The sequence below is a fragment of the Pseudomonas sp. FBF18 genome (assembly GCF_024261405.1).
Taxonomy (GTDB): Bacteria; Pseudomonadota; Gammaproteobacteria; order Pseudomonadales; family Pseudomonadaceae; genus Aquipseudomonas; species Aquipseudomonas palmensis.
On the sequence record NZ_QKRS01000010.1, the window covers coordinates 178,243 to 201,019 of the forward strand.

23 protein-coding genes are annotated in these 22,777 nt (G+C 63.8%); 13 read left to right on the forward strand and 10 right to left on the reverse strand.

The genetic code is table 11. The annotated features are described in order from the left end of the window. The first annotated feature begins 125 nt into the window (after positions 1-125). The 8 genes from pqqA to DN387_RS17250 all read left to right on the forward strand — a co-directional run bounded on the left by pqqA (position 126) and on the right by DN387_RS17250 (position 7,110). A complete protein-coding gene (gene pqqA / locus DN387_RS17215; protein ID WP_020289857.1) occupies positions 126-197 on the forward strand; it encodes a pyrroloquinoline quinone precursor peptide PqqA in 72 nt (23 codons plus the stop codon). Positions 198-319: 122 nt separating this feature from the next. Next, complete coding sequence (ercA, locus tag DN387_RS17220; RefSeq protein WP_054915723.1) at positions 320-1,483, forward strand: alcohol dehydrogenase-like regulatory protein ErcA; 1,164 nt, start codon at positions 320-322, stop codon at positions 1,481-1,483. After that, positions 1,467-3,149 (forward strand): NahK/ErcS family hybrid sensor histidine kinase/response regulator, encoded by a 1,683-nt coding sequence (locus DN387_RS17225; protein ID WP_054915724.1) that lies wholly within the window; start codon positions 1,467-1,469, stop codon positions 3,147-3,149. Before ercA ends, DN387_RS17225 begins: the two co-directional genes overlap by 17 nt. 250 nt (positions 3,150-3,399) lie before the next feature. Continuing rightward, complete coding sequence (locus DN387_RS17230; protein ID WP_043860109.1) at positions 3,400-3,804, forward strand: TraR/DksA C4-type zinc finger protein; 405 nt, start codon at positions 3,400-3,402, stop codon at positions 3,802-3,804. A gap of 162 nt (positions 3,805-3,966) precedes the next feature. After that, positions 3,967-5,574 (forward strand): methyl-accepting chemotaxis protein, encoded by a 1,608-nt coding sequence (locus DN387_RS17235; protein ID WP_043860108.1) that lies wholly within the window; start codon positions 3,967-3,969, stop codon positions 5,572-5,574. 117 nt (positions 5,575-5,691) lie between these two features. Then, complete coding sequence (locus DN387_RS17240) at positions 5,692-5,901, forward strand: hypothetical protein (RefSeq protein WP_054915725.1); 210 nt, start codon at positions 5,692-5,694, stop codon at positions 5,899-5,901. A gap of 535 nt (positions 5,902-6,436) precedes the next feature. Next, complete coding sequence (locus tag DN387_RS17245; protein ID WP_043860106.1) at positions 6,437-6,904, forward strand: hypothetical protein; 468 nt, start codon at positions 6,437-6,439, stop codon at positions 6,902-6,904. Then, entirely contained in the window at positions 6,901-7,110 is a 210-nt protein-coding gene (locus DN387_RS17250; RefSeq protein ID WP_235384112.1) for a hypothetical protein, read from the forward strand. Before DN387_RS17245 ends, DN387_RS17250 begins: the two co-directional genes overlap by 4 nt. Positions 7,111-7,119: 9 nt before the next feature. Here DN387_RS17250 and DN387_RS17255 read toward each other — a convergent pair whose 3' ends face one another. From DN387_RS17255 to DN387_RS17285, 7 genes are all read right to left on the reverse strand, one after another. Continuing rightward, positions 7,120-7,491 (reverse strand): Na+/H+ antiporter subunit G, encoded by a 372-nt coding sequence (locus tag DN387_RS17255; protein ID WP_043860104.1) that lies wholly within the window; start codon positions 7,489-7,491, stop codon positions 7,120-7,122. Beyond that, positions 7,488-7,766 (reverse strand): K+/H+ antiporter subunit F, encoded by a 279-nt coding sequence (locus DN387_RS17260; protein ID WP_043860103.1) that lies wholly within the window; start codon positions 7,764-7,766, stop codon positions 7,488-7,490. Before DN387_RS17260 ends, DN387_RS17255 begins: the two co-directional genes overlap by 4 nt. After that, positions 7,763-8,251 (reverse strand): Na+/H+ antiporter subunit E, encoded by a 489-nt coding sequence (locus DN387_RS17265; protein ID WP_043860102.1) that lies wholly within the window; start codon positions 8,249-8,251, stop codon positions 7,763-7,765. The genes DN387_RS17260 and DN387_RS17265 overlap by 4 nt, the downstream gene beginning before the upstream one ends. Further along, positions 8,248-9,933: a monovalent cation/H+ antiporter subunit D gene (locus DN387_RS17270; protein WP_043860101.1), complete on the reverse strand. Its 1,686-nt coding sequence runs from the start codon at positions 9,931-9,933 to the stop codon at positions 8,248-8,250. The genes DN387_RS17265 and DN387_RS17270 overlap by 4 nt, the downstream gene beginning before the upstream one ends. Then, complete coding sequence (locus tag DN387_RS17275) at positions 9,930-10,274, reverse strand: Na+/H+ antiporter subunit C (RefSeq protein WP_007986256.1); 345 nt, start codon at positions 10,272-10,274, stop codon at positions 9,930-9,932. The genes DN387_RS17270 and DN387_RS17275 overlap by 4 nt, the downstream gene beginning before the upstream one ends. Further along, positions 10,274-13,192, reverse strand: a complete 2,919-nt coding sequence (locus DN387_RS17280; protein ID WP_054915726.1) for a monovalent cation/H+ antiporter subunit A — start codon at positions 13,190-13,192, stop codon at positions 10,274-10,276. Before DN387_RS17280 ends, DN387_RS17275 begins: the two co-directional genes overlap by 1 nt. A gap of 149 nt (positions 13,193-13,341) precedes the next feature. Continuing rightward, positions 13,342-14,289, reverse strand: a complete 948-nt coding sequence (locus DN387_RS17285) for a DMT family transporter (RefSeq protein WP_054915727.1) — start codon at positions 14,287-14,289, stop codon at positions 13,342-13,344. A gap of 84 nt (positions 14,290-14,373) precedes the next feature. Here DN387_RS17285 and DN387_RS17290 point away from each other — a divergent pair, with 84 nt between their 5' ends. Then, a complete protein-coding gene (locus DN387_RS17290) occupies positions 14,374-14,937 on the forward strand; it encodes a helix-turn-helix domain-containing protein (protein WP_043859845.1) in 564 nt (187 codons plus the stop codon). Positions 14,938-14,944: 7 nt separating this feature from the next. On the opposite strand, the gene DN387_RS17295 is transcribed toward DN387_RS17290, so the two are convergent. Further along, entirely contained in the window at positions 14,945-15,502 is a 558-nt protein-coding gene (locus DN387_RS17295; RefSeq protein ID WP_054915728.1) for a cysteine hydrolase family protein, read from the reverse strand. A gap of 104 nt (positions 15,503-15,606) precedes the next feature. On the opposite strand from DN387_RS17295, the gene DN387_RS17300 reads away from it, so the two are divergent. The 4 genes from DN387_RS17300 to DN387_RS17315 all read left to right on the forward strand — a co-directional run bounded on the left by DN387_RS17300 (position 15,607) and on the right by DN387_RS17315 (position 21,233). Beyond that, entirely contained in the window at positions 15,607-16,587 is a 981-nt protein-coding gene (locus tag DN387_RS17300) for a GlxA family transcriptional regulator (protein WP_054915729.1), read from the forward strand. 77 nt (positions 16,588-16,664) lie between these two features. After that, positions 16,665-18,104: an FAD/NAD(P)-binding protein gene (locus DN387_RS17305; RefSeq protein ID WP_054915730.1), complete on the forward strand. Its 1,440-nt coding sequence runs from the start codon at positions 16,665-16,667 to the stop codon at positions 18,102-18,104. Between the two features lie 105 nt (positions 18,105-18,209). Beyond that, positions 18,210-19,370 carry a cysteine desulfurase family protein gene (locus tag DN387_RS17310; protein ID WP_054915731.1) on the forward strand — a complete coding sequence of 387 codons (1,161 nt, stop codon included), beginning with the start codon at positions 18,210-18,212 and terminating at the stop codon, positions 19,368-19,370. Between the two features lie 54 nt (positions 19,371-19,424). Further along, positions 19,425-21,233 (forward strand): aminopeptidase P family protein, encoded by a 1,809-nt coding sequence (locus DN387_RS17315; protein ID WP_054915732.1) that lies wholly within the window; start codon positions 19,425-19,427, stop codon positions 21,231-21,233. 43 nt (positions 21,234-21,276) lie between these two features. On the opposite strand, the gene DN387_RS17320 is transcribed toward DN387_RS17315, so the two are convergent. Together DN387_RS17320 and rhtA are read right to left on the reverse strand one after the other, a co-directional pair. Then, the gene (locus DN387_RS17320) at positions 21,277-21,558 is read right to left on the reverse strand and encodes a hypothetical protein (RefSeq protein ID WP_043859840.1); all 282 of its coding nucleotides are present in this window, start codon (positions 21,556-21,558) and stop codon (positions 21,277-21,279) included. Positions 21,559-21,739: 181 nt separating this feature from the next. After that, positions 21,740-22,627 (reverse strand): threonine/homoserine exporter RhtA, encoded by an 888-nt coding sequence (gene rhtA, locus DN387_RS17325; RefSeq protein WP_054915733.1) that lies wholly within the window; start codon positions 22,625-22,627, stop codon positions 21,740-21,742. Positions 22,628-22,777 lie beyond the last annotated feature (150 nt).

The following is a 22,777-nucleotide window of genomic DNA, read 5'->3' on the forward strand; positions in this document are numbered from 1 at the left end:
GCTGGGCTTCTTCTGACGCCCGATGGCTGTGGGAAAATCTGTTCCAAAGTAGCATTCGACCTGCGCCGGCAACGGTGTATTAATAGACGCACCGCAATCCTGTGGTGCCAGAAGAGGATGGACCTATGTGGAAAAAACCCGCGTTCACTGATCTGCGTATCGGCTTTGAAGTGACCATGTACTTCGCCAGCCGTTGATCCCTCTTGCGCCGGTGCCCCAAGGCACCGGCGCTGCCTTGTGCATCCCCCCTATCGTCTGATTGCAAAACCCTCCTGATGCTTTAGGCTGGCGCTACCTTAAAAGAACAAGAAGGCGTCGCATGAGCCCGAACCTGAGCCAGTTGCGTAAATTCGTCTCTCCGGAAATCATCTTCGGTGCCGGCTGTCGGCACCATGTGGCCAATTACGCCAGGACCTTCGGCGCGCGCAAGGTACTGCTGGTCAGTGACCCTGGCGTGATCGCCGTCGGCTGGGTCGGCGACATCGAGGCCAGCCTGCAGGCGCAGGGCATCGATTACTGCCTGTACAGCGACGTGTCGCCCAACCCGCGGGTCGAAGAGGTCATGGCCGGCGCCGAGCGCTATCGCAGCGAACAGTGCGACGTGATCGTGGCCGTTGGCGGCGGCAGCCCGATGGACTGCGCCAAGGGCATCGGCATCGTGGCGGCCCACGGCCGGCACATCCTGGAGTTCGAAGGGGTCGACACCATCCGAGTGCCGAGCCCGCCGCTGATCCTGATCCCGACCACCGCCGGCACCTCGGCCGACGTGTCGCAGTTCGTGATCATCTCCAACCAGCAGGAACGCATGAAGTTCTCCATCGTCAGCAAGGCGGTGGTACCCGATGTGTCGCTGATCGACCCTGAAACCACCCTGAGCATGGACCCGTTCCTGTCGGCCTGTACCGGCATCGACGCGCTGGTGCATGCCATCGAGGCGTTCGTGTCCACCGGCCATGGGCCGCTGACCGACCCCCATGCCCTGGAGGCAATGCGCCTGATCAACGGCAACCTGGTGCAGATGATCGCCAACCCGCAGGACATTGCCCTGCGCGAGAAGATCATGCTCGGCAGCATGCAGGCCGGGCTGGCCTTCTCCAATGCCATCCTCGGGGCGGTGCACGCCATGTCCCACAGCCTGGGCGGGTTTCTCGACCTGCCCCACGGTCTGTGCAATGCGGTGCTGGTCGAGCATGTGGTGGCCTTCAACTACAGCGCCGCCCCCGATCGCTTCAAGTTGATCGCGCAGACCCTGGGTATCGATTGCCGCGGGCTGAACCACAATCAGGTCCGCCAGCGCCTGGTCGAGCACCTGATCGCGCTCAAGCACGCCGTGGGCTTTCACGAAACCCTGGCCTTGCACGGGGTGGGCAGCAGCGACATTCCGTTCCTGTCGCAGCATGCGATGGACGACCCGTGCATCCTCACCAACCCGCGGACCTCGAGCCAGCGTGATGTCGAGGTGGTGTATGGCGAGGCCCTCTGAGCCTGGCGCGAATGCGCTGGCCGGGCTGCTGGGGCTGAGCAACCACACTGTTCGCAAAAGCCACTACCCGGAACTGGCGGCGCGCCTGGACGAGCTGGAAACCGAGCGCAAGCGCTATTCGTGGCTGTTCGAGCATGCGGTGCACGGCATCTTCCAGGCCAGCCTCGACGATGGCCTGCGCGCCGCCAACCCGGCGCTGGCGCGCATGCTGGGGTATGCCGACCCCCAGGCGGTTCTGTTTTCCCGGCGTGACCTGGCCAGCCACCTGTTCGTGGGCGGCCAGGCCGAGTTGCAGGACATTGCCCAGGTGCTGCAGCGCGAGCAGGCCCTGCTGGGTTACGAAACCCAGCTGCGACGCAAGGACGGCAGCAGCATCGATGTGCTGATGAACCTGTTGCTGCGCCCGGACGAGGAGGGCGTGGTCGAGGGTTTCGTCGCCGACATCACCGAGCGCAAGCTGGCGCAGGAGCGTCTGCAGCAACTCAACGACGAGCTGGAGCAGCGCGTGGCCGAGCGTACCCGCCAGCTGATGGAGGCACGCGATGCGGCCCAGGCGGCCAACCGCAGCAAGGACAAGTACCTGGCCGCCGCCAGCCACGACCTGCTGCAACCGCTCAACGCTGCACGCCTGTTGATTTCGACCCTGCGCGAGCGCCAGTTGCCGCAGGCCGAGCAATTGCTGGTGGAGCGCGCGCACCAGGCGCTGGAAGGTGCCGAAGACCTGTTGAGCGATCTGCTGGATATTTCCCGGCTCGACCAGGCGGCAATCAAGCCTGACCTTGACCTGTACCTGCTGGACGATGTGCTGGCGCCGCTGGCCTCGGAGTTCCAGCCGGTGGCGGCTGCCGAGGGCCTGGGCCTGCGTTTGCGCAGCGGGCGCCAGGTGATCCGCACCGATGTGCGGCTGCTGACGCGGATCCTGCGCAACTTCCTCAGCAACGCCTGCCGCTACACCGAACAGGGGCGCATCCTGCTGGGGGCGCGGCGGCGTGGCGACTGCCTGCGCCTGGAGGTCTGGGATACCGGGCGCGGCATTGCTGCGCAGCGCCTGCAATCGATCTTTCTCGAATTCAACCAGCTCGATGTGGGCCGCGCCGCCGATCGCAAGGGGGTGGGCCTGGGCCTGGCGATCGTCGAGCGCATTGCGCGGATCCTCGATTACCCGGTACGGGTGCGCTCCTGGCCGGGGCGCGGTTCGGTGTTCAGCATCGATGTGCCGCTCTCCACCGAACGTCGTTGCCCGCCGGTGCTGGCGCCAGCACCGCTGCCGAGCGTCGGCGACCCGCTGCCGGGGCGCCGCCTGCTGGTGCTGGACAACGAACTGAGCATCCTGCAGAGCATGGCCGCCCTGCTGGCCCAGTGGGGGTGCGAGGTGCTGACCGCGACCGACCGCGAGACGGCATTTCAGGTGTTGCAGGGGCGCGCGCCGGAACTGGTGCTGGCGGACTTTCACCTGGACCACGGGGTGACCGGCTGCGAAGTGGTGCGCGACCTGCGTGAGCATTTCGCGGTGACCATACCCGCCGTGATGATCACCGCCGATCGCAGCGACCAGAGTCGCCGTGCGATGCAGCGCCTGGGCGCGCCATTGCTCAACAAGCCGGTCAAGCCGGGCAAGCTGCGTGCGGTGCTGAGCCAGCTGCTGGGCGAGGCGGGCGTGCGATAAACAGCGAGACTACCCCTGCGGACGAGTTTTTTTGCTATAAAGGCCGCCCTCAGGGGAGCGTTGACGTTCGTTCGAGGGGCATTTCGGACAAAACCACCTTCATTTGTATTGCCCCTTGCGAAACTCGGCCTTAGACTGCCGCCCCCTGTAAATTGAGTGCCGGATGGTGCTTGAAGAATTGCGCCGCCGGCGAGCTGTTCGCCGGTAGCACCCGATCGCCTAAATGCACGTATTTTTTATAGAGAAATCAATGACAAAGGAAAAGTTGCTGGCCATGCCGGCCGATGACTACATGAACGCTGAGCAGCATGCCTTTTTCACCGAGCTGTTGCAGTCGATGAAAGTGGAGATCCATGAGCGCATCGAGAAAAGTCGTGTAGCCATCGAAAGCCTGGACACCCCTGCTGATCCTGCCGACGCCGCCTCGGTCGAAGAAGAGCGTCACTGGCTGGTCAACACCATCGACCGCGACCAGCGCCTGTTGCCCCAGCTGGAAATTGCCCTGGGCCGCATCAAGGACGACAGCTTCGGCTGGTGTGAAGACAGCGGCGAGCCGATCGGCCTCAAGCGCCTGCTGATCAGCCCCACCACCAAGTACTGCATCGAGGCGCAAGAGCGCCACGAGCAGCTCGACAAGCACCAGCGTCAGGCCTGACGCCCGCTGTCGTACCAGCAAGCCCCGGGTTCACAGCCCGGGGCTTTTGCGTTTCTTTGCCTTGCATCAAGCAGGAGGGTCTTACATCCAACGAAGCATGGATAATGGCCTTGTAGTGGCGTTTAATGGGGGCACAATAACGACACTGCGGGAACCATTGTTATGATGCGAGAAGGATCTCTGCCTGGCACGCTGGTGCCGCTGCAAGGTACGTCCACTGGCGCCCGGCGCTGGTCGGGCACGGCGCTGCAAAGCCTGGTGCTGGTGGTGTTGCTCAGTGCCATGGCGTTTGCCGATGTGTCCTTCTACCTGTGTCTGCCACTGGCCTTGCTGGCCCTGTGGCTGCCGTTGATGCGCAAGCGGCCGGCCGAGGTGGTGAGCGAGCAGGACCCGCTGGGCGACCTGACCCGTGACCTGGCCCAGGCCACCAGCCACAACGCGCTGTCTGCCGCTGGCGTTGCCCATGCGGTGCAGCAACTGGCCGACAAGCTGCAATCGCAACTGGTGTCGGCGGCGCAGATCGTCAGCAGTGCCGAAGTCATGATCGGTACCGAGAAAGCCACTTCGCAGCTCAGCCAGCAGGCCCTGGGCGCGGCCCGCGAGGCCCACCACAGCAGTGCTGCCGGCAGAACGGTGCTGGCCGAGTCGATCCAGCGCATGCACCAGCTCAGCGCCCGTGCCAACGACAGCCGCGAACTGATCGAGGCGCTGCACCAGCGCAGCGAAGACATTGCCCGGGTTACCCTGGTGATCCAGACCATCGCCAGCCAGACCAACCTGCTTGCATTGAACGCGGCCATCGAGGCCGCGCGCGCCGGCGAACATGGTCGTGGCTTTGCCGTGGTGGCCGATGAGGTGCGTGGCCTGGCCGGACGTACCGCCAGTGCCACCGAGGAGGTCGGCCTGATGGTGGCCGATATCCAGCAGCGTACCGCCCAGGTGGTGGAGCAGATCCGTGAGTTGTCCGATGACCTGCACCAGGGGGTGGACCAGGTCGAGCACACCGGCGAGCAACTGGACGCCATTGCCGGGCTCGCCGCTGGCGTCGAGCAGCAGATCGATGCGATCGCTGCCGGTACCGAGACCAACCGTACTCAGCTCGACAGCCTGTTCCAGGCCGTGGCGCAGATGCGCAGCGACCTGGTGGTGAGCGACCAGCAGACCCAGCGCCTGGCCCAGGCAGCCGTGCAGATGGAAGGTCAGGCCGAGCGTATCAGCGAGCGTCTGGCCGAGGTGGGGCTGGATGACTACCACCAGCGCGTATACGACCTTGCCCGCCAGGGGGCCCAGAAAATTGCCGAACGCTTCGAGGCCGACATCGCCCAGGGGCGCATCAGCGTCGATGCTCTGTTCGATCGCCAGTATCAGCTGCTGCCCGGTACCCGCCCGGCCCGTTACCGCACGCGTTTCGACGACTACACCGACCAAGTACTGCCCGCGATCCAGGAGCCGCTGCTGGCCCAGCATGAAGGCCTGGTGTTCGCCATTGCCTGTACCCAGCAGGGCTATGTGCCGACCCACAACAACGCCTTCAGCCAGCCACTGACCGGTGACGAGGCGACCGATACCGCGCACAACCGCAGCAAGCGCAAGTTCGACGACCGCACCGGTATCCGTTGCGGCAGCCATCAGCAACCGGTGCTGCTGCAGACCTATACCCGTGACACGGGCGAGCTGATGCATGACCTGTCGGTGCCGATCCAGGTACAGGGGCGCCACTGGGGTGGCTTGCGCCTGGGCTATCGACCCCAGCACAGCGTGATTTCCTGAGCCGGATTTGTTGCACTTGATGCAAAACAGCTATGCCGGGGATAGCTTTTTCCCGCAAGGGGCAGGGGTTTATCATCGCCTCATCGTTAGGCTGCTAATTAAATTCCGGAGGGAATCATGCAGTGCAAGGTCGATGTGGCGGTGATGATCGGCAGTGGCGTTCCCATTTCGCTGCGTTCGGTGGGCATGCGCGTGTGCTGGGTGGTGCTGGTCAACGGTGAGCGCAGAGGCACCGCGTTCGCCAGCCGTGACGAGGCACACGCCTGTCGCGCCGCCTGGCTGGCACAGTTCGATGGGCAGGGGCTGGACGCCTGTCAGGCCGGGTAGGCGCGGGGCCTGGTCTCGAGGGTCCTTGCCAGGTCGCAGGCCTCCCCGTGATGTCGGCGAAAGCCTTTCACCCGGCCCGTGGCAGACTCCGTGATATGGAAAAAACCGACGCCAGCCGGCACTACAATGTAGCGCGGCCGGGTTTTGCCGGATGCGCTCCCGATATTTTTTGATACTTCTAGTGTATTGCCCACTCGACGTGTTTCGGTGTTTTCGTGCATATTCGCTTCCCTGTGCAGTGAACATGTTCGTCCAGAGGTCCTTCGTTCTGGGATCTTTCTTTCAGCTATCGCATTTTTTCAGCGAGCACGCTGTCAGAGAAATCGGTTGCACTTTGGGAAATGGCTGTTTGTAGCCGCCGGTTATCAACTGGCAGGGCACGACGTGTTTTCCTTCGCAGCCTGGTGTCTGTGCGTACGAACAACCCTGGCACTGATCCACTAGTCTTTCAGACTTCAAATTGAAAACCGGGACCTTCGCGGCGCAGTGCCGCCTGCGAGGTGGCGGGGTGATGCTGGTTTTGAGGAATTAATCATTGGCAGTCAGTAATCTGGATATGCACGCCCTCTTCGTGTTGGGCGACCTGCGGGCCAAGTTGGTCAAACAGTTTCAATCGCGCTTCGTCTACGTGACCGAACAAAGTGCCGAAGGTATCTACCTTGCCGAGATCGATACCGAAGAGGCCCTGGTGGTCGATGACAAACAGCGGCTTGAACTGAAAGTGGGCGATCACTTTCGGGCGGCGGTATTGCCCAGCCGCGAAGGTGGCAAGTTGGAGATCCGCTTTCGCGACATCAAGCTGACCGTCTACGAACTGGGCGATTATGCGTTCGTGACCGTGCCCGAAGGGCATGGCATCGTGTTCCGCGAGGGGCAGACCGTGGTGATGGTGTTTGCTGCCCACGAGCAGATCAAGGAAGGCCTGACCAAGACCCTTAAGGCTGCCACGGCCAAGGCCGCCAAATGGCGCAAGGGCGAACTGACCTTCAAGGCCAGCGAGTGAGCAGTACCGCTGCGGCGTCGGGGCGTGCGCGCTTCCACGCCGAGCATCAGGCCCGCGCCCAGGCCCAGGCCCTGGAGTGGCTGGCACAACGCGCGGTGCTGCAGGGCGCCTGGTTGAACTGGGTGGCAGGGCAGCTGTATCAGCTGAGCCCGCCGGAATATGCGGCAATGGTGCGCCGCGAGCTGCAGGTGTTGGCAGCTCGATAGGGCCAGGTGTCAGTGCCCGGTATCGCGCCCGCGGCCACTGCTGACCTCTTCGGGTACGTCATCCCCGGCCATGCGCTTGCGAAACAGCCCGGCCCGCGCCAGCAGCAGGGTAGTCACCGGCACGGTGATCGACAGCAGGATCGGGATCAGCCAGGCGTGCAGTACGGGCGAGTGCTTGAGGCCGGAAAAGTACAGGATCGAAGCCATGGCCACGCACCAGGTGCCGAAGGTCGACGCCAGGGCGGGCGGGTGCATGCGCTGGAAGAAGGTCTTCAGGCGCAGCAGGCCTACCGCGCCGCTCAGGGCGAACAGGCTGCTGACGACCAGCAGCACAGCCGTGACCACTTCAAGCCAGAACGGCAATTCGACGGTCGAGTTCATTCGATCACCTCGCCACGCAGCAGGAATTTGGCCAGGGCAAACGAGCCGACAAAGCCGAACAGGGCTATCAGCAGCGCACCTTCGAAGTAGGTGTCGCTGGCGTAGCGGATACCCAGCACCAGCATCATCAGCATGGCCAGAATGTACAGGTAGTCCAGCGCCAGTACCCGGTCCTGTGCCGAAGGGCCTTTGAACAGGCGCACCAGGGTCAGGGCCATGGCCAGGGCAAAGATGAACAGGCTGGCGAGAATGGCGTTGGCGAGCAGGCCAGTCATTCGAAAATCTCCATCAGCGGACGTTCGTAGGTGTGCTTGAAGTGGTCGATGAACTGCGTTTCATCGTCCAGATCGAAGACATGCAGCAGAAGGATGCTGCGGTCCAGCGCCAGCTCCGACCAGATGGTGCCGGGAATGACCGTGGTGATCATCGACAGCGCCGCCAGGCCATGGGCATCGCGCAGGTCCAGCGGAATACGGATGAAGCGCGAGCGTGGCGGCCGGCCACCGGCCTGCCATACGCTACGGGCAACCTGCAGGTTGGACATCACCACATCGCCCCCCACTCGCAGAATCAGCCGCACGATGGTGCCCGGCTTGCGTATGCGCACCGGTAGCGGACGCAGCGGCGCCATCAGGATGGGTGCCAGGATCGCCAGCAGTGCGCCAAGCAGCAGGTTGCCGGCACTCAGCGAGAGGTTGAGCAGCAACCACAACCCCCAGAGCGAAAGCGACAGCAGTGGTGCGGGAAACAGGCGCTTCATGGCTGCACCTGCCCGGCAATCGCCTCGCTGGTGGGGCCGGGCACCGGTCGCGTGCCGAGTACCGCATTGACGTAGCTGGCAGGGTCCTTGAGCCCGGCCGCCGTGTCCTGGGTGTAGCGCAGCAGTGGTTCGGCGCGCACGCTCAGCAGCACGCACAGCCCCAGCAGCAGCACGATGGGAATGCACTCATTGCGCCGTAGCAACGGCGAGGGGCGCTCCTGCGGGGTCCAGAAGCGCTGGATGCCGACACGGGTCAAGGCGATCAGCGATGCCAGGCCCGAGAGCACCAGCAAGGCCACCAGGCCCCAGCCGGCTGCAGACAGCGGCTGGTCGACCGGCACGCCCAGGCCGTTGGGGTTGAACAGGGCGCTGATCAGGCTCAGCTTGCCGATGAAGCCGGACAGCGGCGGCATGCCGATGATCAGCAGCGCGCAGGCGATGAAGCTCAGGCCCAGGAATGCCATGGTCCAGGGAATCACCTGGCCGATCACCGCCTTCTGTTCATCGTCCAGGTTGATGCCCTTGGGCGGCTGCAGCGATTCCAGGGGCGAGGGCAGCGCATCGGTGTCGTCTTCCAGCGGGATCTCGTTGGCCGAGCGCGAGCGCTCGATCAGCTCGGCCAGCAGGAACAGCGCGCACAAGGCCAGGGTGGAGCTCACCAGGTAGAACAGGGCGGCGGCGGTCAGCGCCGCCTGGCCGAAGCCGATGGCGGCCAGCAAGGTGCCGGCCGAGACCAGGATGCTCAGGCTGGCCATGCGCTCCAGGCGTTGCGCCGCCAGGATCGACAGCGCCGCGCAGCCCAGGGTGGCCAGGCCACCGATGACCAGCCACTCGCCGCCGAAGAACGCCGAAGCGCCGGCCTGACCGGAGAACAGCAAGGTCCACAGGCGCAGCACGGTATAGGTGCCCACCTTGGTCATGATCGCGAACAGTGCGGCAACCGGGGCGCTGGCCGACGAGTAGGCCGGGACCAGCCAGAAGTTGAGCGGCCAGATACCCGCCTTGGCCAGAAAGGCCGTGGCCAGAATCGCCGCGCCGGCATGCAGCAGGCCGCGGTCGGCCTCGGGCACCAGCGGAATCTTCAGGGCCAGGTCAGCCATGTTCAGGGTACCGGTGACCCCGTAGAGCATCGCCGCCCCCACCAGGAACAGCGAGGAAGCGAGCAGGTTGATGGCAATGTAGTGCAGGCCGGCCTTGACCCGCGCACGACCCGAGCCATGCAGGATCAGGCCGTAGGAGGCGGCCAGCAGCACTTCGAAGAACACGAACAGGTTGAACAGGTCGGCCGTCAGGAAGGCGCCGTACAGGCCCATCAGCTGGATCTGGAACAGGGCGTGGAAGCTGGCGCCTGCACGGTCCCAGCGCGCGGTGGCGAACACCAGCGCGCTGACCCCGACGATGCCGGTGAGTACCAGCATCAGTGCCGAAAGGCGGTCGAGTACCAGCACGATGCCGAAAGGTGCCTGCCAGTTGCCCGGCAGGTACACGCCAATCGAGCTGGCCTGGCCCTGCTCCTGCACCCACAGCAGCAGGCAGATCGAAATACCCAGCCCGGCCAGGCTGGAGATCAGGTTGATGCGGGCCTTGAGCGGCCGGCGCTTTTCGCCCAGCAGCAGCATCAGTGCGGCGGTCAGCAGCGGCAGCAGAATGGGCGCGACGATCAGTTGGTTCATCACACTCATTCTTTAGGCTCCCGGCCATCCACGTGGTCGGTGCCGGTCAGCCCGCGCGAAGCCAGCAGCACCACCAGGAACAAGGCGGTCATGGCGAAGCTGATGACGATGGCCGTCAGTACCAGTGCCTGGGGCAACGGGTCGGTGTAATGGAGCAGGTCCTGGGGTACGCCGTCCTTGATGATCGGCTCCTTGCCGATGAACAGGCTGCCCATGCTGAAGATGAACAGGTTGACGCCGTACGACAGCAGACACAGGCCCATCACCACCTGGAAGGTCCGTGGGCGCAGGATCAGCCACACGCCTGACGCGGCGAGCACACCGATGGCAATTGCAATCACTTCTTCCATCAGGCGGCTCCCGGGTTGACGGTGGGTTTGGGCTGGCTGCTCGGCCGGTGGCTGCGCACCGACTGGTGGGCCAGTGCGGTGAGGATCAGCAGCGTGGACCCGACCACCACGGTAAAGATGCCCGTGTCGAAGAACAGGGCGCTGGCGACATGGATGTCGCCCAGTATCGGCAGGTCAAGGTGCGCGGTATGCGTGGTCAGGAACGGGTAGCCGAGCAGCATCGCCCCGGCCCCGGTGAGGGTTGCCAGCAGCAGGCCGGTGCCCATCCAGCGCAGCGGACGCAGGCTCATCTGGGCTTCCACCCACTGGGTGCCGGCGACCATGTACTGCAGGATGAACGCCACCGACATCACCAGGCCGGCGACGAAGCCGCCACCGGGCTGGTTGTGGCCGCGCATGAACAGGTACATCGAGATCACCAGCGCGATCGGCAGCAGCAGTCGCACCAGGGCGGCGGGCACCATCATGAAGCCCAGCGCGGTATCGGCGGCCTGACGCGGGTTGACCAGGTCGGTGACCACGTCCGGCGCCAGCAGGCGCTGCTGGGCAGGCAGCTGGATGCTCTCCTTGGGCGGGCGGAAGCGGCGCAGCAGGGCAAACACGCTCAGTGCCACGGCCACCAGTACGGTGATTTCACCCAGGGTATCGAAGCCGCGGAAGTCAACCAGCATCACGTTGACCACGTTGGTGCCGCCACCCTCGGGCAGCGCCCGGCTCAGGTAGAAGGAAGAAATCACGTTGGGGGTCGGGCGGGTCAGCATTGCGTACGACAGCAAGGCCATGCCACCGCCGACCAGCACCGCCAGCAGCAGGTCGCGCAGGCGGCGTGCCACAGCGCGCTCCTTGCTGCCGGGCAGGGGCGAGATGTCTTCGATACGCCGTGGCAGCCAGCGCAGGCCCAGCAGGATCAGCACCGTGGTGACCACTTCGACCACCAGTTGGGTGAGTGCCAGGTCCGGCGCCGAGAACCAGACGAAGGTGATGCAGGTCATCAGGCCGCAGACACTGACCATGGTCAGGGCCGCCAGCCGGTGGTACTTGGCCTGCCACGCAGCGCCGATGGCGCAGATGATCGCGATCAGCCAGAGCATCACGAATACACCTGAGCCCGGGATTTTTGGCCGGTCGCCCCAGCTCAAGCCGGTTTGCAGCATGGGCAGCACGCCGGCGAGCAGGGCGATGAGCACCAGCATGAACAGCTGCTTTTGCAGGCGGCGGGTGGTGAACAGGCGCTCGAAGCGGCGCGCCACACGCATCAGCAGCACCTGGCCGTGTTCGAAGAGGCGCTTGCCATTGAACAGCTCGATCAGCGGCGGGTAGAGGAAGCGCCCGCGCTTGAGCTGATTGCGCAGCACCAGGTAGAGCACCACGCCGCCGCACATTGCGATCAGGCTCATGATCAGTGGTGCATTCCAGCCGTGCCAGATGGCCAGGCTGTACTCGGGCAGCGTGCCACCCACCACCGGCAGTGCGGCAGCGGCCAGCAGCGGGCCCACCGACTGCGCAGGGAAGATACCCACCACCAGGCAGGTCAGCACCAGCAACTCGACCGGCGCGCGCATCCAGCGCGGCGGCTCGTGGGGGGTATGGGGCAGGTCGGTGGCCGGCGGGCCGAAAAACACGTCGACGGTGAAGCGCAGCGCATAGGCGACGCTGAAGGTGCCCGCCAGGGTCGCGATGATCGGCAAGGTGGTTTCGACCCAGGCCGTGGAACTGATGAACACGGTTTCGGCGAAGAACATTTCCTTGGACAGGAAGCCGTTCATCAAGGGTACGCCGGCCATCGAGGCACTGGCGACCATGGCCAGGGTGGCGGTGAACGGGATCAGCCGGAACAGTCCGCTGAGCTTGCGGATATCGCGGGTGCCGCTTTCATGGTCGATGATGCCGGCGGCCATGAACAGCGAGGCCTTGAAGGTGGCATGGTTGAGAATGTGGAACACCGCCGCTACCGCTGCCAGCGGGCTGTTCAGGCCCAGCAGCAGGGTGATCAGGCCCAGGTGGCTGATGGTCGAGTAGGCCAGCAGGCCCTTGAGGTCGTTCTGGAACATGGCCGCATAGGCGCCCAGTAGCAGGGTGCAGGCCCCTGCGCCGCTGACGATCCAGAACCATTCTTCGCTGCCGGCCAGCGACGGCCATAGCCGGGCCAGCAGGAACACCCCGGCCTTGACCATGGTGGCCGAGTGCAGATAGGCCGAGACCGGCGTGGGCGCGGCCATGGCGTGGGGAAGCCAGAAGTGGAAGGGGAATTGAGCGCTCTTGGTCAGGGCGCCGAGCAGGATAAGGGGAAGCAGAATGGGGTAGAGGGCATGACTGCGAATCAGGTCACCGGCGGCCAGGACCTTGTCCAGGTCATAGCTGCCCACCACATGGCCGAGCAGCAGTACCCCCGCCAGCAGGCACAAGCCACCGGCCCCGGTGACCATCAGCGCCATATAGGCGCCGCGCCGTGCATCGGCACGGTGGTGCCAGTAACCGATCAGCAGGAACGAGAACAGGCTGGTCAGTTCCCAGAAGAACACCATCTGGATCAGGTTGCCAGAGATCACCAGGCCCAGCATGGCACCCATGAACGCCAGGAAAAACGCGAAGAAACGCGGAACCGGGTCCTGGGGTGACATGTAGTAGCGCGCATACAGCGACACCAGGGTGCCGATGCCCAGCACCAGCAGCGAGAACAGCCAGGCGAACCCGTCCATGCGCAGCACGAGATTGAAGCCCAGGCTCGGCAGCCACAGAAATTCTTCACGGATGACGCCGCCATCGGCAATTTGCGGGTACAGGAGTGCGACCTGCACGGTACCGACCAGCGCGACAAGGCCGGCCAGAAGTGATTCGCTGTTACGCGCGTTGTGCGGCAGTACAGCCGCCAGACAGCTGCCAACAAACGGCAGAAGCAGTAGAACTATCAAGGACATAGATTTCTAATCTGCAGAGGTTTGTAAGGGATCATACGTGGCGCCCCGTCGATCACCAACACGCAAGCTGTCGCAGAATCCTACTTTTGCGCCTCATCAACGCGTTTTTTTATAACAGTTTTTTACAAGAATTGTGCCGCTATTGAAGATTACCGGTCCGTTTGTTGCACCTGTTGATCGTCATCGCTGGCGCCGAGGGGCTCGCCACGGCGTTTGATCTTCAGTTCGCTGACCACCACCGCGATCACGATCAGTAGCCCGCCGAGCAGTGCGATGCCCGGCAGGCGCTCGCCCGCCAGGCGGCCGACGATACCGGCCCATACCGGCTCTGCAGCGTAGATCAGCGTAGCCCGGGTGGGCGAGACTGATTGCTGGGCCCAGTTCATTGCCACCTGGATCACCGCACTCATGGCGCCCAGGCCGACGGCACTGCCCAGCAGCAGCCAGGAAAAGTCCGGCAGGGCTTCCCGGGTGGGCACCACCATCATGAACGACAGCGCCGACGCGGTAGCCAGTTGCACCACGGTCACGCGGCGCACGTCGACCTTGCCGGCATAGTTGCTGATCAGAATGATCTCGGCTGCGATCGCCACGGCGCCGATCAGCGTGGCGATTTCGCCGGGGCTGAACTGCAGCGAGCTGCCATTGGGGCCGGCCACCAGCATCAGTCCGGCGAACGCCAGGCCAATGCCCAGGCTCGGCATCAGCCCCGGGCGCCGGCCCAGCACCAGCCACTGCAGCAGCGGTACAAAAGGTACGTACAAGGCGGTGATGAATGCCGACTGGCTACTGGTGATGGTTTGCAGGCCCACGGTCTGCAGGCCGTAGCCCAGCATGATCGAGGCGCCGATCAGCACGCCGGCCTTGACTTCGAACCAGGTCAGGCCGGACAGCGCACGCGCACTGAACGCTCCGACAAACAGCGCCGCCGCTGCAAAGCGCAGGCCGACGAAGAACATCGGGCCGCTGACGGTCATCACGTTATGCACCAGCAGAAAAGTGGCGCCCCAGAGCATGGTGATGAACACCAGCACCAGTTCGGCCTTGCTCAGGCGCAATGAAAGGAAGAGGGATCGGGCAGTGGTCGGCGAGGTCATGGGCTTGCACACGTGGGGCGAGCGACGCACAATGCGTCGGAAGGTGGGCAGTATACTGCGCAAGCCATGTGAGTGAGCAATATAGTGCACAAAGATTCCAGTCAGCGGGCCTCCGTGCTTCAGCACGTGAGCCAGAATATCCGGCGCCTGCGCCATGCGGCAGAGCTGAGCCAGAGCGCCCTTGCAGAAAAATCCGGTGTCAGCCGACGCATGCTGGTGGCAATAGAAGCGGGTGAAAAGAATGTCAGCCTGACCACCCTCGACCTGATCGCCGAGGCCTTGTCGGTGGCGTTCAGCGACCTGATCCAGGCACCTGACAGCCGTGACCCTGATCGCATCAACGAACTGGCCTGGGCCGGTGTGCACCCCGGCAGCAAGGCCGTGTTGCTGGCCAGTTCCAGGGCCAGCCGCGAGGTGGAGTTGTGGGAGTGGCGCCTGGAGCCGGGCGAGGTGTACCCGGCCGAGGCCGATTTCGACGGCTGGAGCGAACAGATCTACGTGTTCGAGGGGCGCCTTACCCTGGTGATAGAAACGCAGGAACATGTGCTGGCGGCTGGCGATTTCTACAGCTTCGCCAGCAACCGCATGCATGCCTACCGCAACGATGGCGACGTGGCGACGCGCTTCGTGCGCAACGTGGTGATCTGAAGGCCTGTCAGCGCCGATTGGCGTCAAGCCACTCCTGGGTGGAGACCACCTGCGCGTAGGCGAAGGCCAGCGATGCCATGTACGCCGCGTGGGCCTGGGCCGCCGGTACGACCACGCCGTTGAATTCCAGGTCGCGGGTGGCGCAGGCATCGTGCACCACCGTGGTGCCATAGCCCATGTCCGAGGCGGCCCGGGCGGCGGCATCGATGCACATGTGGCTCATGCTGCCGACCAGGGTCAGGCCGGTAATCTTGTGCTGGTCGAGCAGGGCCTTGAGGTCGGTGCCCAGAAAGCTGTTGACGTTGTGCTTGAGCACCACCGGCTCGCCCTCGCGAGCGGCTGCTTTCGGATGAATCTGCGCGCCTTCGGAGCCCGGAGTGAAGAAAGGTGCATCGGCGGACTCGAACTCATGACGTACATGGACCACCAGGTCGCCGTTTTCGCGGGCAGCCTGGATGATCCGTGCGGCGTTGTCGGCGGCCGCATCGGCGCCGTGCAGCGTCCATTTGCCGCCGGGGAAGTAGTCGTTCTGGATGTCGACGATGATCAGTGCCTGTTTGCTCATGGTGCAGTCCTTCAGGAGAATGGTTGTGACGTGCTGATAGTTATAGGCTTGTGCGACAGGCTTGCGCATTGGCGCGACCGACAAATTGGCGGGAAAAACTGACAATGGATGCAATCGGCGATCAGGTCGAGATCGGTATTCTGGTTTACCCAGGTGCCCAGATGGCGGCAGTGCATGGCCTGACCGACCTGTTCGCGGTGGCCAACCGCATGGCCGCGGACCTCGGGGCGCGACGCAGCCCGCTGCTGCGGGTGTGCCACTGGGCCGAGATGCCGGGACAGCCGCTGGCGGTGAGCTTCGACAGTCACCCGCAGGCGCATCACCGCCCGCGAGTGATGATCATCCCGCCCAGCCTGACCGAGGAGCCGGGCCCCGACCTGATCGATCGCTTCTGCAACGACCTGCGCCAGTGGCACCGCGAAGGCGCGCTGCTGGTGTCGGTGTGTGTCGGGGTGTTCTTCATTGCCGCCAGCGGCCTGCTCGACGGTCGCTCCGCCACTACTCACTGGAACTTTGCCCAATCGCTGGCCGAGCGCTTTCCCCTGGTCAAGGTCGAGGCCAACCTGCCGTTGCTGGAAGATGGCGACATCATTACCTCGGCCGGATTGATGGCCTGGACCGAGTTGGGGCTCAAGCTGGTCGAGCGCTTCCAGGGGCAGACCCTGGCGGCTGAGACGGCGCGATTTCTCGCGGTGGCGCCAGTGCATGCCATGCCTGGGCCGGGCAGCGTGTTCAGCCCGCGCCTGGACCATGGCGACGAAGCGGTGCTCAAGGTGCAGCACTGGCTGCAGAGCACGGGGGCGCGGGAGGTCAACCTGGCCTTGATGGCCGACTGCGCAGGGCTCGAGCAGCGCACCTTCCTGCGGCGTTTTCGCAGCGCCACCGGCCTCAAACCCACCGAGTACTGTCAGCAGGTGAGGGTAGGGCGCGCTTGCCGGATGCTCGAGTTCACCAACCGCAGCATCGACCAGATCGCCTGGGGTGTTGGCTACCAGGACCCTGGTGCGTTTCGCAAGGTCTTCCACAAGGTCACAGGGCTTGCGCCAGGCGAGTACCGCAAGCACGTGGTCGGGCCTGCGGGCTGATCCTCCTTTGGTACCGCACCGCTGCCCTTGCGGTGGATTGCTGCTTATTATCCGGTCTCCCGGGAAAGGAGATACCGATGCACGAACAACAACCGGCACCTGCCTGCGACGACATGGCGGATGTACTGATCATCGGGGGTGGCCTGAGCGGCGCCTTGTTGGCGGCGCAATTGCTGCGTCGCCCCGGACGCCGGCGCCTGCTGGTGGTCGAGCCGCGTGGGGAGCTGGGGCGTGGCGAAGCCTACAGCGCTACCGAAAACGGTCATACCCTCAATGGCAATGCGGCGCGCATGAGCGTCGATCCGGACAATCCCGATGACCTGACCCACTGGCTGCAACAGCAGATCGATGCCGGGCAGTGGCCCGAATCCGCCGAGCAGGGCGTGCCGGTGGCCGAATTGTTCCCGCCGCGAGGTCTGTTCGGTCGCTATGCCCGCCAGCGTCTGGCAGAGGCCGAGCGTGTCGGCGCCAAGGCCGGCTCCACGCTGGAGCATGTGTGTACCGAGGTGGTTGACCTGCAGGTGCACGATGACAGGGTTCAGGCGCAATTGCAGGATGGGCGCCGGGTGCAGGCGCGCCAGGCGGTGCTGGCTACCGGCATGTTTGCCGCGGCGCGCACGGCGCAGGTGGGTGAGAACAGCCTCAACGCCGCAGCCATCGACCCCTGGGACGTGGCCGCCATGCGCACGATCGACCCGCAAGGCACAGTGTTGATCATCGGTTCCGGGCTGACCATGGTCGACACCCTGGTGTCGTTGCAACTGGCCGGGCATCGTGGGCCTGTCGAGGTATTCTCGCGCCACGGGTTGTGGCCCCACGAGCGCCGTCAGCCACCGCCCTGGGAGGATTTTCTCGAGGCGGACCCTTCGCTGCGCAGCCCGCGCCAGTTGCTGCGTGCGCTGCGCCGGCAATGCAGGCTGGCGTTGGCCCAGGGCATCGACTGGCAGGCCCCGCTGGACACTGTGCGGGAGCATATCCCCATGCTGTGGAGCCAGGCCAGTGACCGCGAACGCCGCCAGTTCGTGCGCCATGTGCGGCCTTGGTGGGAAAGCCATCATCACCGTTCGCCGCCCCAGGGTGCAGCGCTGCTGGAGCGGTTGCGCCAGGAGGGGCGCCTGCATATTCATGCGGCCTCCCTGCAGAGGGTCGAACCGGCTACCGGAGCCGGGGTGGGGGTGCGTCTGCGGTTTCGCGGCGAGGCCCGGGCGACGCGGGTTGAGGGTGCCGCACTGGTCAACTCCACCGGTATCGAATATGACTGGCGGCGCGTGGCACGCCCGCTACCGCAAGCGTTGTTGCAGCGCAGGCTGATCCGGCCAGGGCCGCTGGCCCTTGGAATTGATGCCGACCCGCAGGGCGCAGTGATCGATGCCGATGGCGCGGTCAGTACGCGCCTGTTTGCGATGGGCCCGCCGCTGCGTGGCCTGTGGTGGGAAAGTACTGCCGTCACCGATGTGGCGTTGCAGGCCAAGGGATTGGCTGCTCGTCTGACGCGGGAGCCTGAGTCATCACCGTAATGATATTTTTGTTATATAAATATGAAAATTGATAATTAATGGTTCTATGCGTGTTCGTGCACTATAGATGCACGACTACTCCACGCATTCAGGAAGCGCCTGGCCATGACCACACTCCCGCTGTATTTCGACTACGCCGCCACGACACCCGTCGACGAGCGAGTCATTCAGGTAATGGTGGAGTGTCTGGGGGTATCCGGGCGTTTTGGCAATCCGGCTTCCAGCTCCCATCGGTATGGTCAGCAGGCACGCCTGGCGGTCGAGCAGGCACGGTCCCAGGTCGCCGGCCTGGTAGGGGCGCGGGCCGACGAGATCATCTGGACGTCGGGTGCCACCGAATCCAACAACCTGGCCCTCAAAGGGCTGGCTCAGGGCCGCACAGGTGGGCATGTCATCACCAGCCGCATCGAGCACAAAGCCGTGCTCGATACTGCCCGACAGCTCGAGCTGGCAGGCATCGAGGTGACGTGGCTGAGCGCCGATGCCCAAGGGTTGATCACTGAACAGGCGGTATCGGCGGCGCTGCGTGACGACACCTTTCTGGTATCGCTGATGCTGGTCAACAATGAACTGGGCACCCTGAACGATGTGCAGGCCATCGGCGAGCGGGTGCGCCGCCACGGCGCATTGCTGCATGTGGATGCCGCCCAGGGGGCAGGCAAGGTGCCTATCGACCTGTCACGCTGGCCGGTGGACCTGATGTCGTTTTCGGCGCACAAGGTGTATGGGCCCAAAGGGATCGGTGCGCTCTACGTCGGCAAGCGCGCCGCGCCGCTGCTGCAGGCACAGATTCACGGTGGCGGGCACGAGAACGGATTGCGCTCGGGCACCCTGGCCACTCACCAGATTGCCGCCATGGGCGCAGCCTTCGCACTGGCCGGGCAGGTGCAGCAGCAGGAAGTTGCACGTATGCACCGGTTGCGTGAGCGGCTGCTGGAGCAGCTGGCCGATATTCCCGGCCTGGGGCTCAACGGCAGCCCTGTCCAGCGCATCCCTCATACGTTGAGCCTGACCTTTGGCGGTGACGGTATCGATCTGCAGGCGCTGGCCCGTACGCTGGCGTTTTCCTCGACGTCGGCCTGCAATTCGGCCAGCAGTGCGCCTTCGCATGTGCTGCTGGCGCTTGGGCATGACGAGCGTGCGGCACGGCAGACGTTGCGTCTGAGCCTGGGGCGCTATACCCGCGAAGAGGATATCGACGCCGCTGCCGGTGCCATCCACGCAGCGTTACACAATGTGCCTTTCTGGGCGGTTGCCCACGGTTGAGTGCTGCTTCATTATCGTCCACCAGAACATTGGTCGCGGTGGTGGCACAACATAATGAACAGTCAGCCTGGAATGCAGGAAGCAGTAACCGCGCGCCTGGCGCGCATGCGTGCAGTGATGAACCGCGAAGGGGTCGATGCACTGCTGGTGCCCTCGGCAGACCCGCACCTGTCCGAATACCTTCCAGGCTACTGGCAGGGGCGCCAATGGCTGTCCGGGTTTCATGGCTCGGTGGGTACGCTGGTGCTGACGGCCGATTTTGCCGGGCTGTGGGCCGACAGTCGTTACTGGGAGCAGGCCGAAAAGGAGCTGGCGGGTAGCGGCATCGCGTTGATGAAGCTGATGCCGGGTCAGCCGGGGGCCCTTGACTGGCTGGCAGAGCAGGCGCCCGCAGGCGGCACGGTGGCAGTAGACGGTGCGGTGATGCAACTGGCGTCGGCGCGGCAGCTGCAGGATCGCCTCAGGGTGCGCAATGTGCGCCTGCTCAGTGACAGGGACCTGCTGGCACAGGTGTGGCTGGAGCGGCCTGCGTTGCCAGGCAGCCCGGTTTACCAGCACCTGCCGCCGCACGCGAGCGTCAGCCGTGCCGACAAGCTGGCGCAACTGCGCACAACGCTCAAGGAGCGCGGCGCAGATTGGCATTTCATTGCGACGCTGGATGACATCGCTTGGCTGTTCAACCTGCGTGGCAGCGACGTTTCATACAACCCGGTATTCGTTTCCTTCGCATTGATCGGTCAGCATCAGGCCATTCTGTTCGTGGCATCGAGCAAGGTCGACAGCGCTGTGCGCGAGGCACTTGAGTCTGACGGGGTGCAACTGCGCGAGTATGAAGCAGTGGGCAGCGCGCTGGCAGGCATCGAGGCGGGCAGTGTCCTGCTGGTAGATCCGGCACGGGTGACCAGCGGGTTGCTGGCCAACCTCGGTGCCCAGGTGCAGCTGCTCGAAGGCATCAATCCAAGCGTTCTGTCCAAGTCGAGAAAGAGCGAGGCGGACCTCGTTCATATCAGGCAGGTGATGGAACAGGATGGTGCGGCGTTGTGCGAGTTCTTCGCGGACTTCGAAGCCGCACTGGGGCATTCGACCCTTACCGAGGTCAGTGTTGACACCTTGCTCGGCGCAGCCCGGGCTCGACGTCCCGGTCATGTGTCCCCAAGCTTTGCCACCATTGCCGCCTTCAACAGCAATGGGGCCATGCCGCATTACCGTGCCACCGACGCCTCGCATGCGCTCATCGAAGGTGATGGGCTGTTGTTGATCGATTCAGGTGGGCAGTACCTGGGAGGGACCACCGACATTACCCGTATGGTGCCCATCGGCACGCCAAGCCTGGAACAGAAGCTGGATTGCACGCGGGTGCTCAAGGGCATGATTGCACTATCCAGGGCGCGTTTTCCGCGGGGCATTGCCTCGCCTTTGCTCGATGCGATTGCACGAGCACCGTTATGGGCCGAGCATGTGGATTACGGGCATGGCACCGGCCACGGCGTCGGCTACTTCATGAACGTGCACGAAGGGCCCCAGGTGATCGCCTATCAGGCCTCGCCTGCGCCGCACACAGCCATGCAGGCCGGCATGATCACCTCCATCGAGCCGGGCACCTATCGGCCTGGGCAGTGGGGCGTGCGCATCGAGAACCTGGTGTTCACCCGGGATTCGGGCAAGAGTGGTTTTGGTGACTTTCTTGAATTCGAAACGCTGACCTTGTGCCCTATCGACACACGATGCCTGTTGCCTGAGCAACTGGGCAGCGAAGAACGCGAATGGCTCAATGATTACCACCGCACGGTGCGTGAACGGCTTTCGCCACTGCTGGCAGGTGCTGCTCTGCACTGGCTGGAACAAAGAACCGAAGCTGTCTGATCGGGCACATGAAAAAGGGCAACCTGCGGGTTGCCCTTTTTCGTTACTTGCAGATGACGATCATGCTTCGGCTGGTGTAGCCGGCGGGGTTGAGCCCGAAGGGGTAGTCCCCTGGCTCGTCTTCGCCATCGCCAGACTTGGCGACGACTTTGTAGCCTTTGGTGCCGCAGGAACTGGCGGCCTTGGCGTAGCACTTGTTCCATGAAGACGACAGGCCCGAGCAGTTGATGTGCATGCCCTTCTTGCCGTGTTTGACCTCAGTTTTGGCGTTCGCCGCACAGCCAGCAATGGCCAGAATGGCTAGGATGAGCAAAATTCGTTTCATTCCTGTCCTTACAAAGAGTGTCGGGTCTGCAAGCCCGAGACGGTTACCTGCGCCTCTTCCTGATGCCTCTCGCGTCCTTGTCTTAAGTTAAAACTTCAAGCAGTGCATTGAATTACAGCTTAAACAGGGTGCCATGGCGACACAATGACAAAAACAGGTTCAAATGGAAATATTTCTCAAATCAGTCGGCTGGCACCAGTGCTGGGCTTTCCCTGCGCATGGACAGTGTGGCACCCACCGAGGCAGTAATGATCGCGGCGATGGCCAGCCATTGCGCCATGCTCAACACTTCGTTGAGAAACAGTAGTCCCGACAATGCGCCGAATGCCGGTTCGATGCTCATCAGTGTGCCGAAGGTTCGAGCGGGCAGGCGTGTCAGGGCCACCATTTCCAGGCTGTACGGCAATGCTGTCGACAGAATGGCCACGCCAATCGCCACGGGTAGCAGGGCAGGGTTGAGCAGGGCACTGCCGGCATGAACGATGCCGATCGGCGCAACGAACAGCGCGGCAACCATGACGCCAAGTGCGGCGGTCTGAATGCCGTGCTCGGCCCCGGCTTTCTGCCCATACAGAATGTAGAGCGCCCAGCACACGCCGGCGCCCAGTGCGTAGCCGGCGCCTACCAGGTCGATGGCCGCCCCGGTCTGCCCGATGGGTATCAGCAGCAACAGGCCGATCACTGCCAGCCCGATCCATACGAAATCCATGGCCCTGCGCGATGCGTACAATGCCACGGCCAGCGGGCCGGTGAACTCCAGGGCAACGGCGATACCCAGCGGGACACTGCGCAAGGACATATAAAAGAGAAAGTTCATGCCGCCCAATGCCAGGCCATAGATGATGACCGACTTGAGGGTGCTGGAGGTGAAGCGCGCGCGCCAGGGGCGCAGCAGCACCAGCATGATGAGGCTGGCGAAAATCAGGCGCAGCGTTGTGGTGCCTTGCGCACCTACCAGCGGGAACATGCTTTTTGCCAGCGAGGCGCCGGACTGGATGGATGCCATTGCAATTAGCAGCAGGCCAATGGGGAAGAGGCTGGAGGCCAGGCTGCGGGGGTGGGTGTTCATTGTTGGAGTTGCTTCCTTATATAGAGAGAGGCGTGTGGCCTGGCGTCTATGATGCGCAAGGAGGCGAAGATGAGCAATATAGTGCGCAACTTTCTTTGTTCATCGAATATCGCCAATTAACCCTTGACGCGCGATTTAATCTCTCTATAA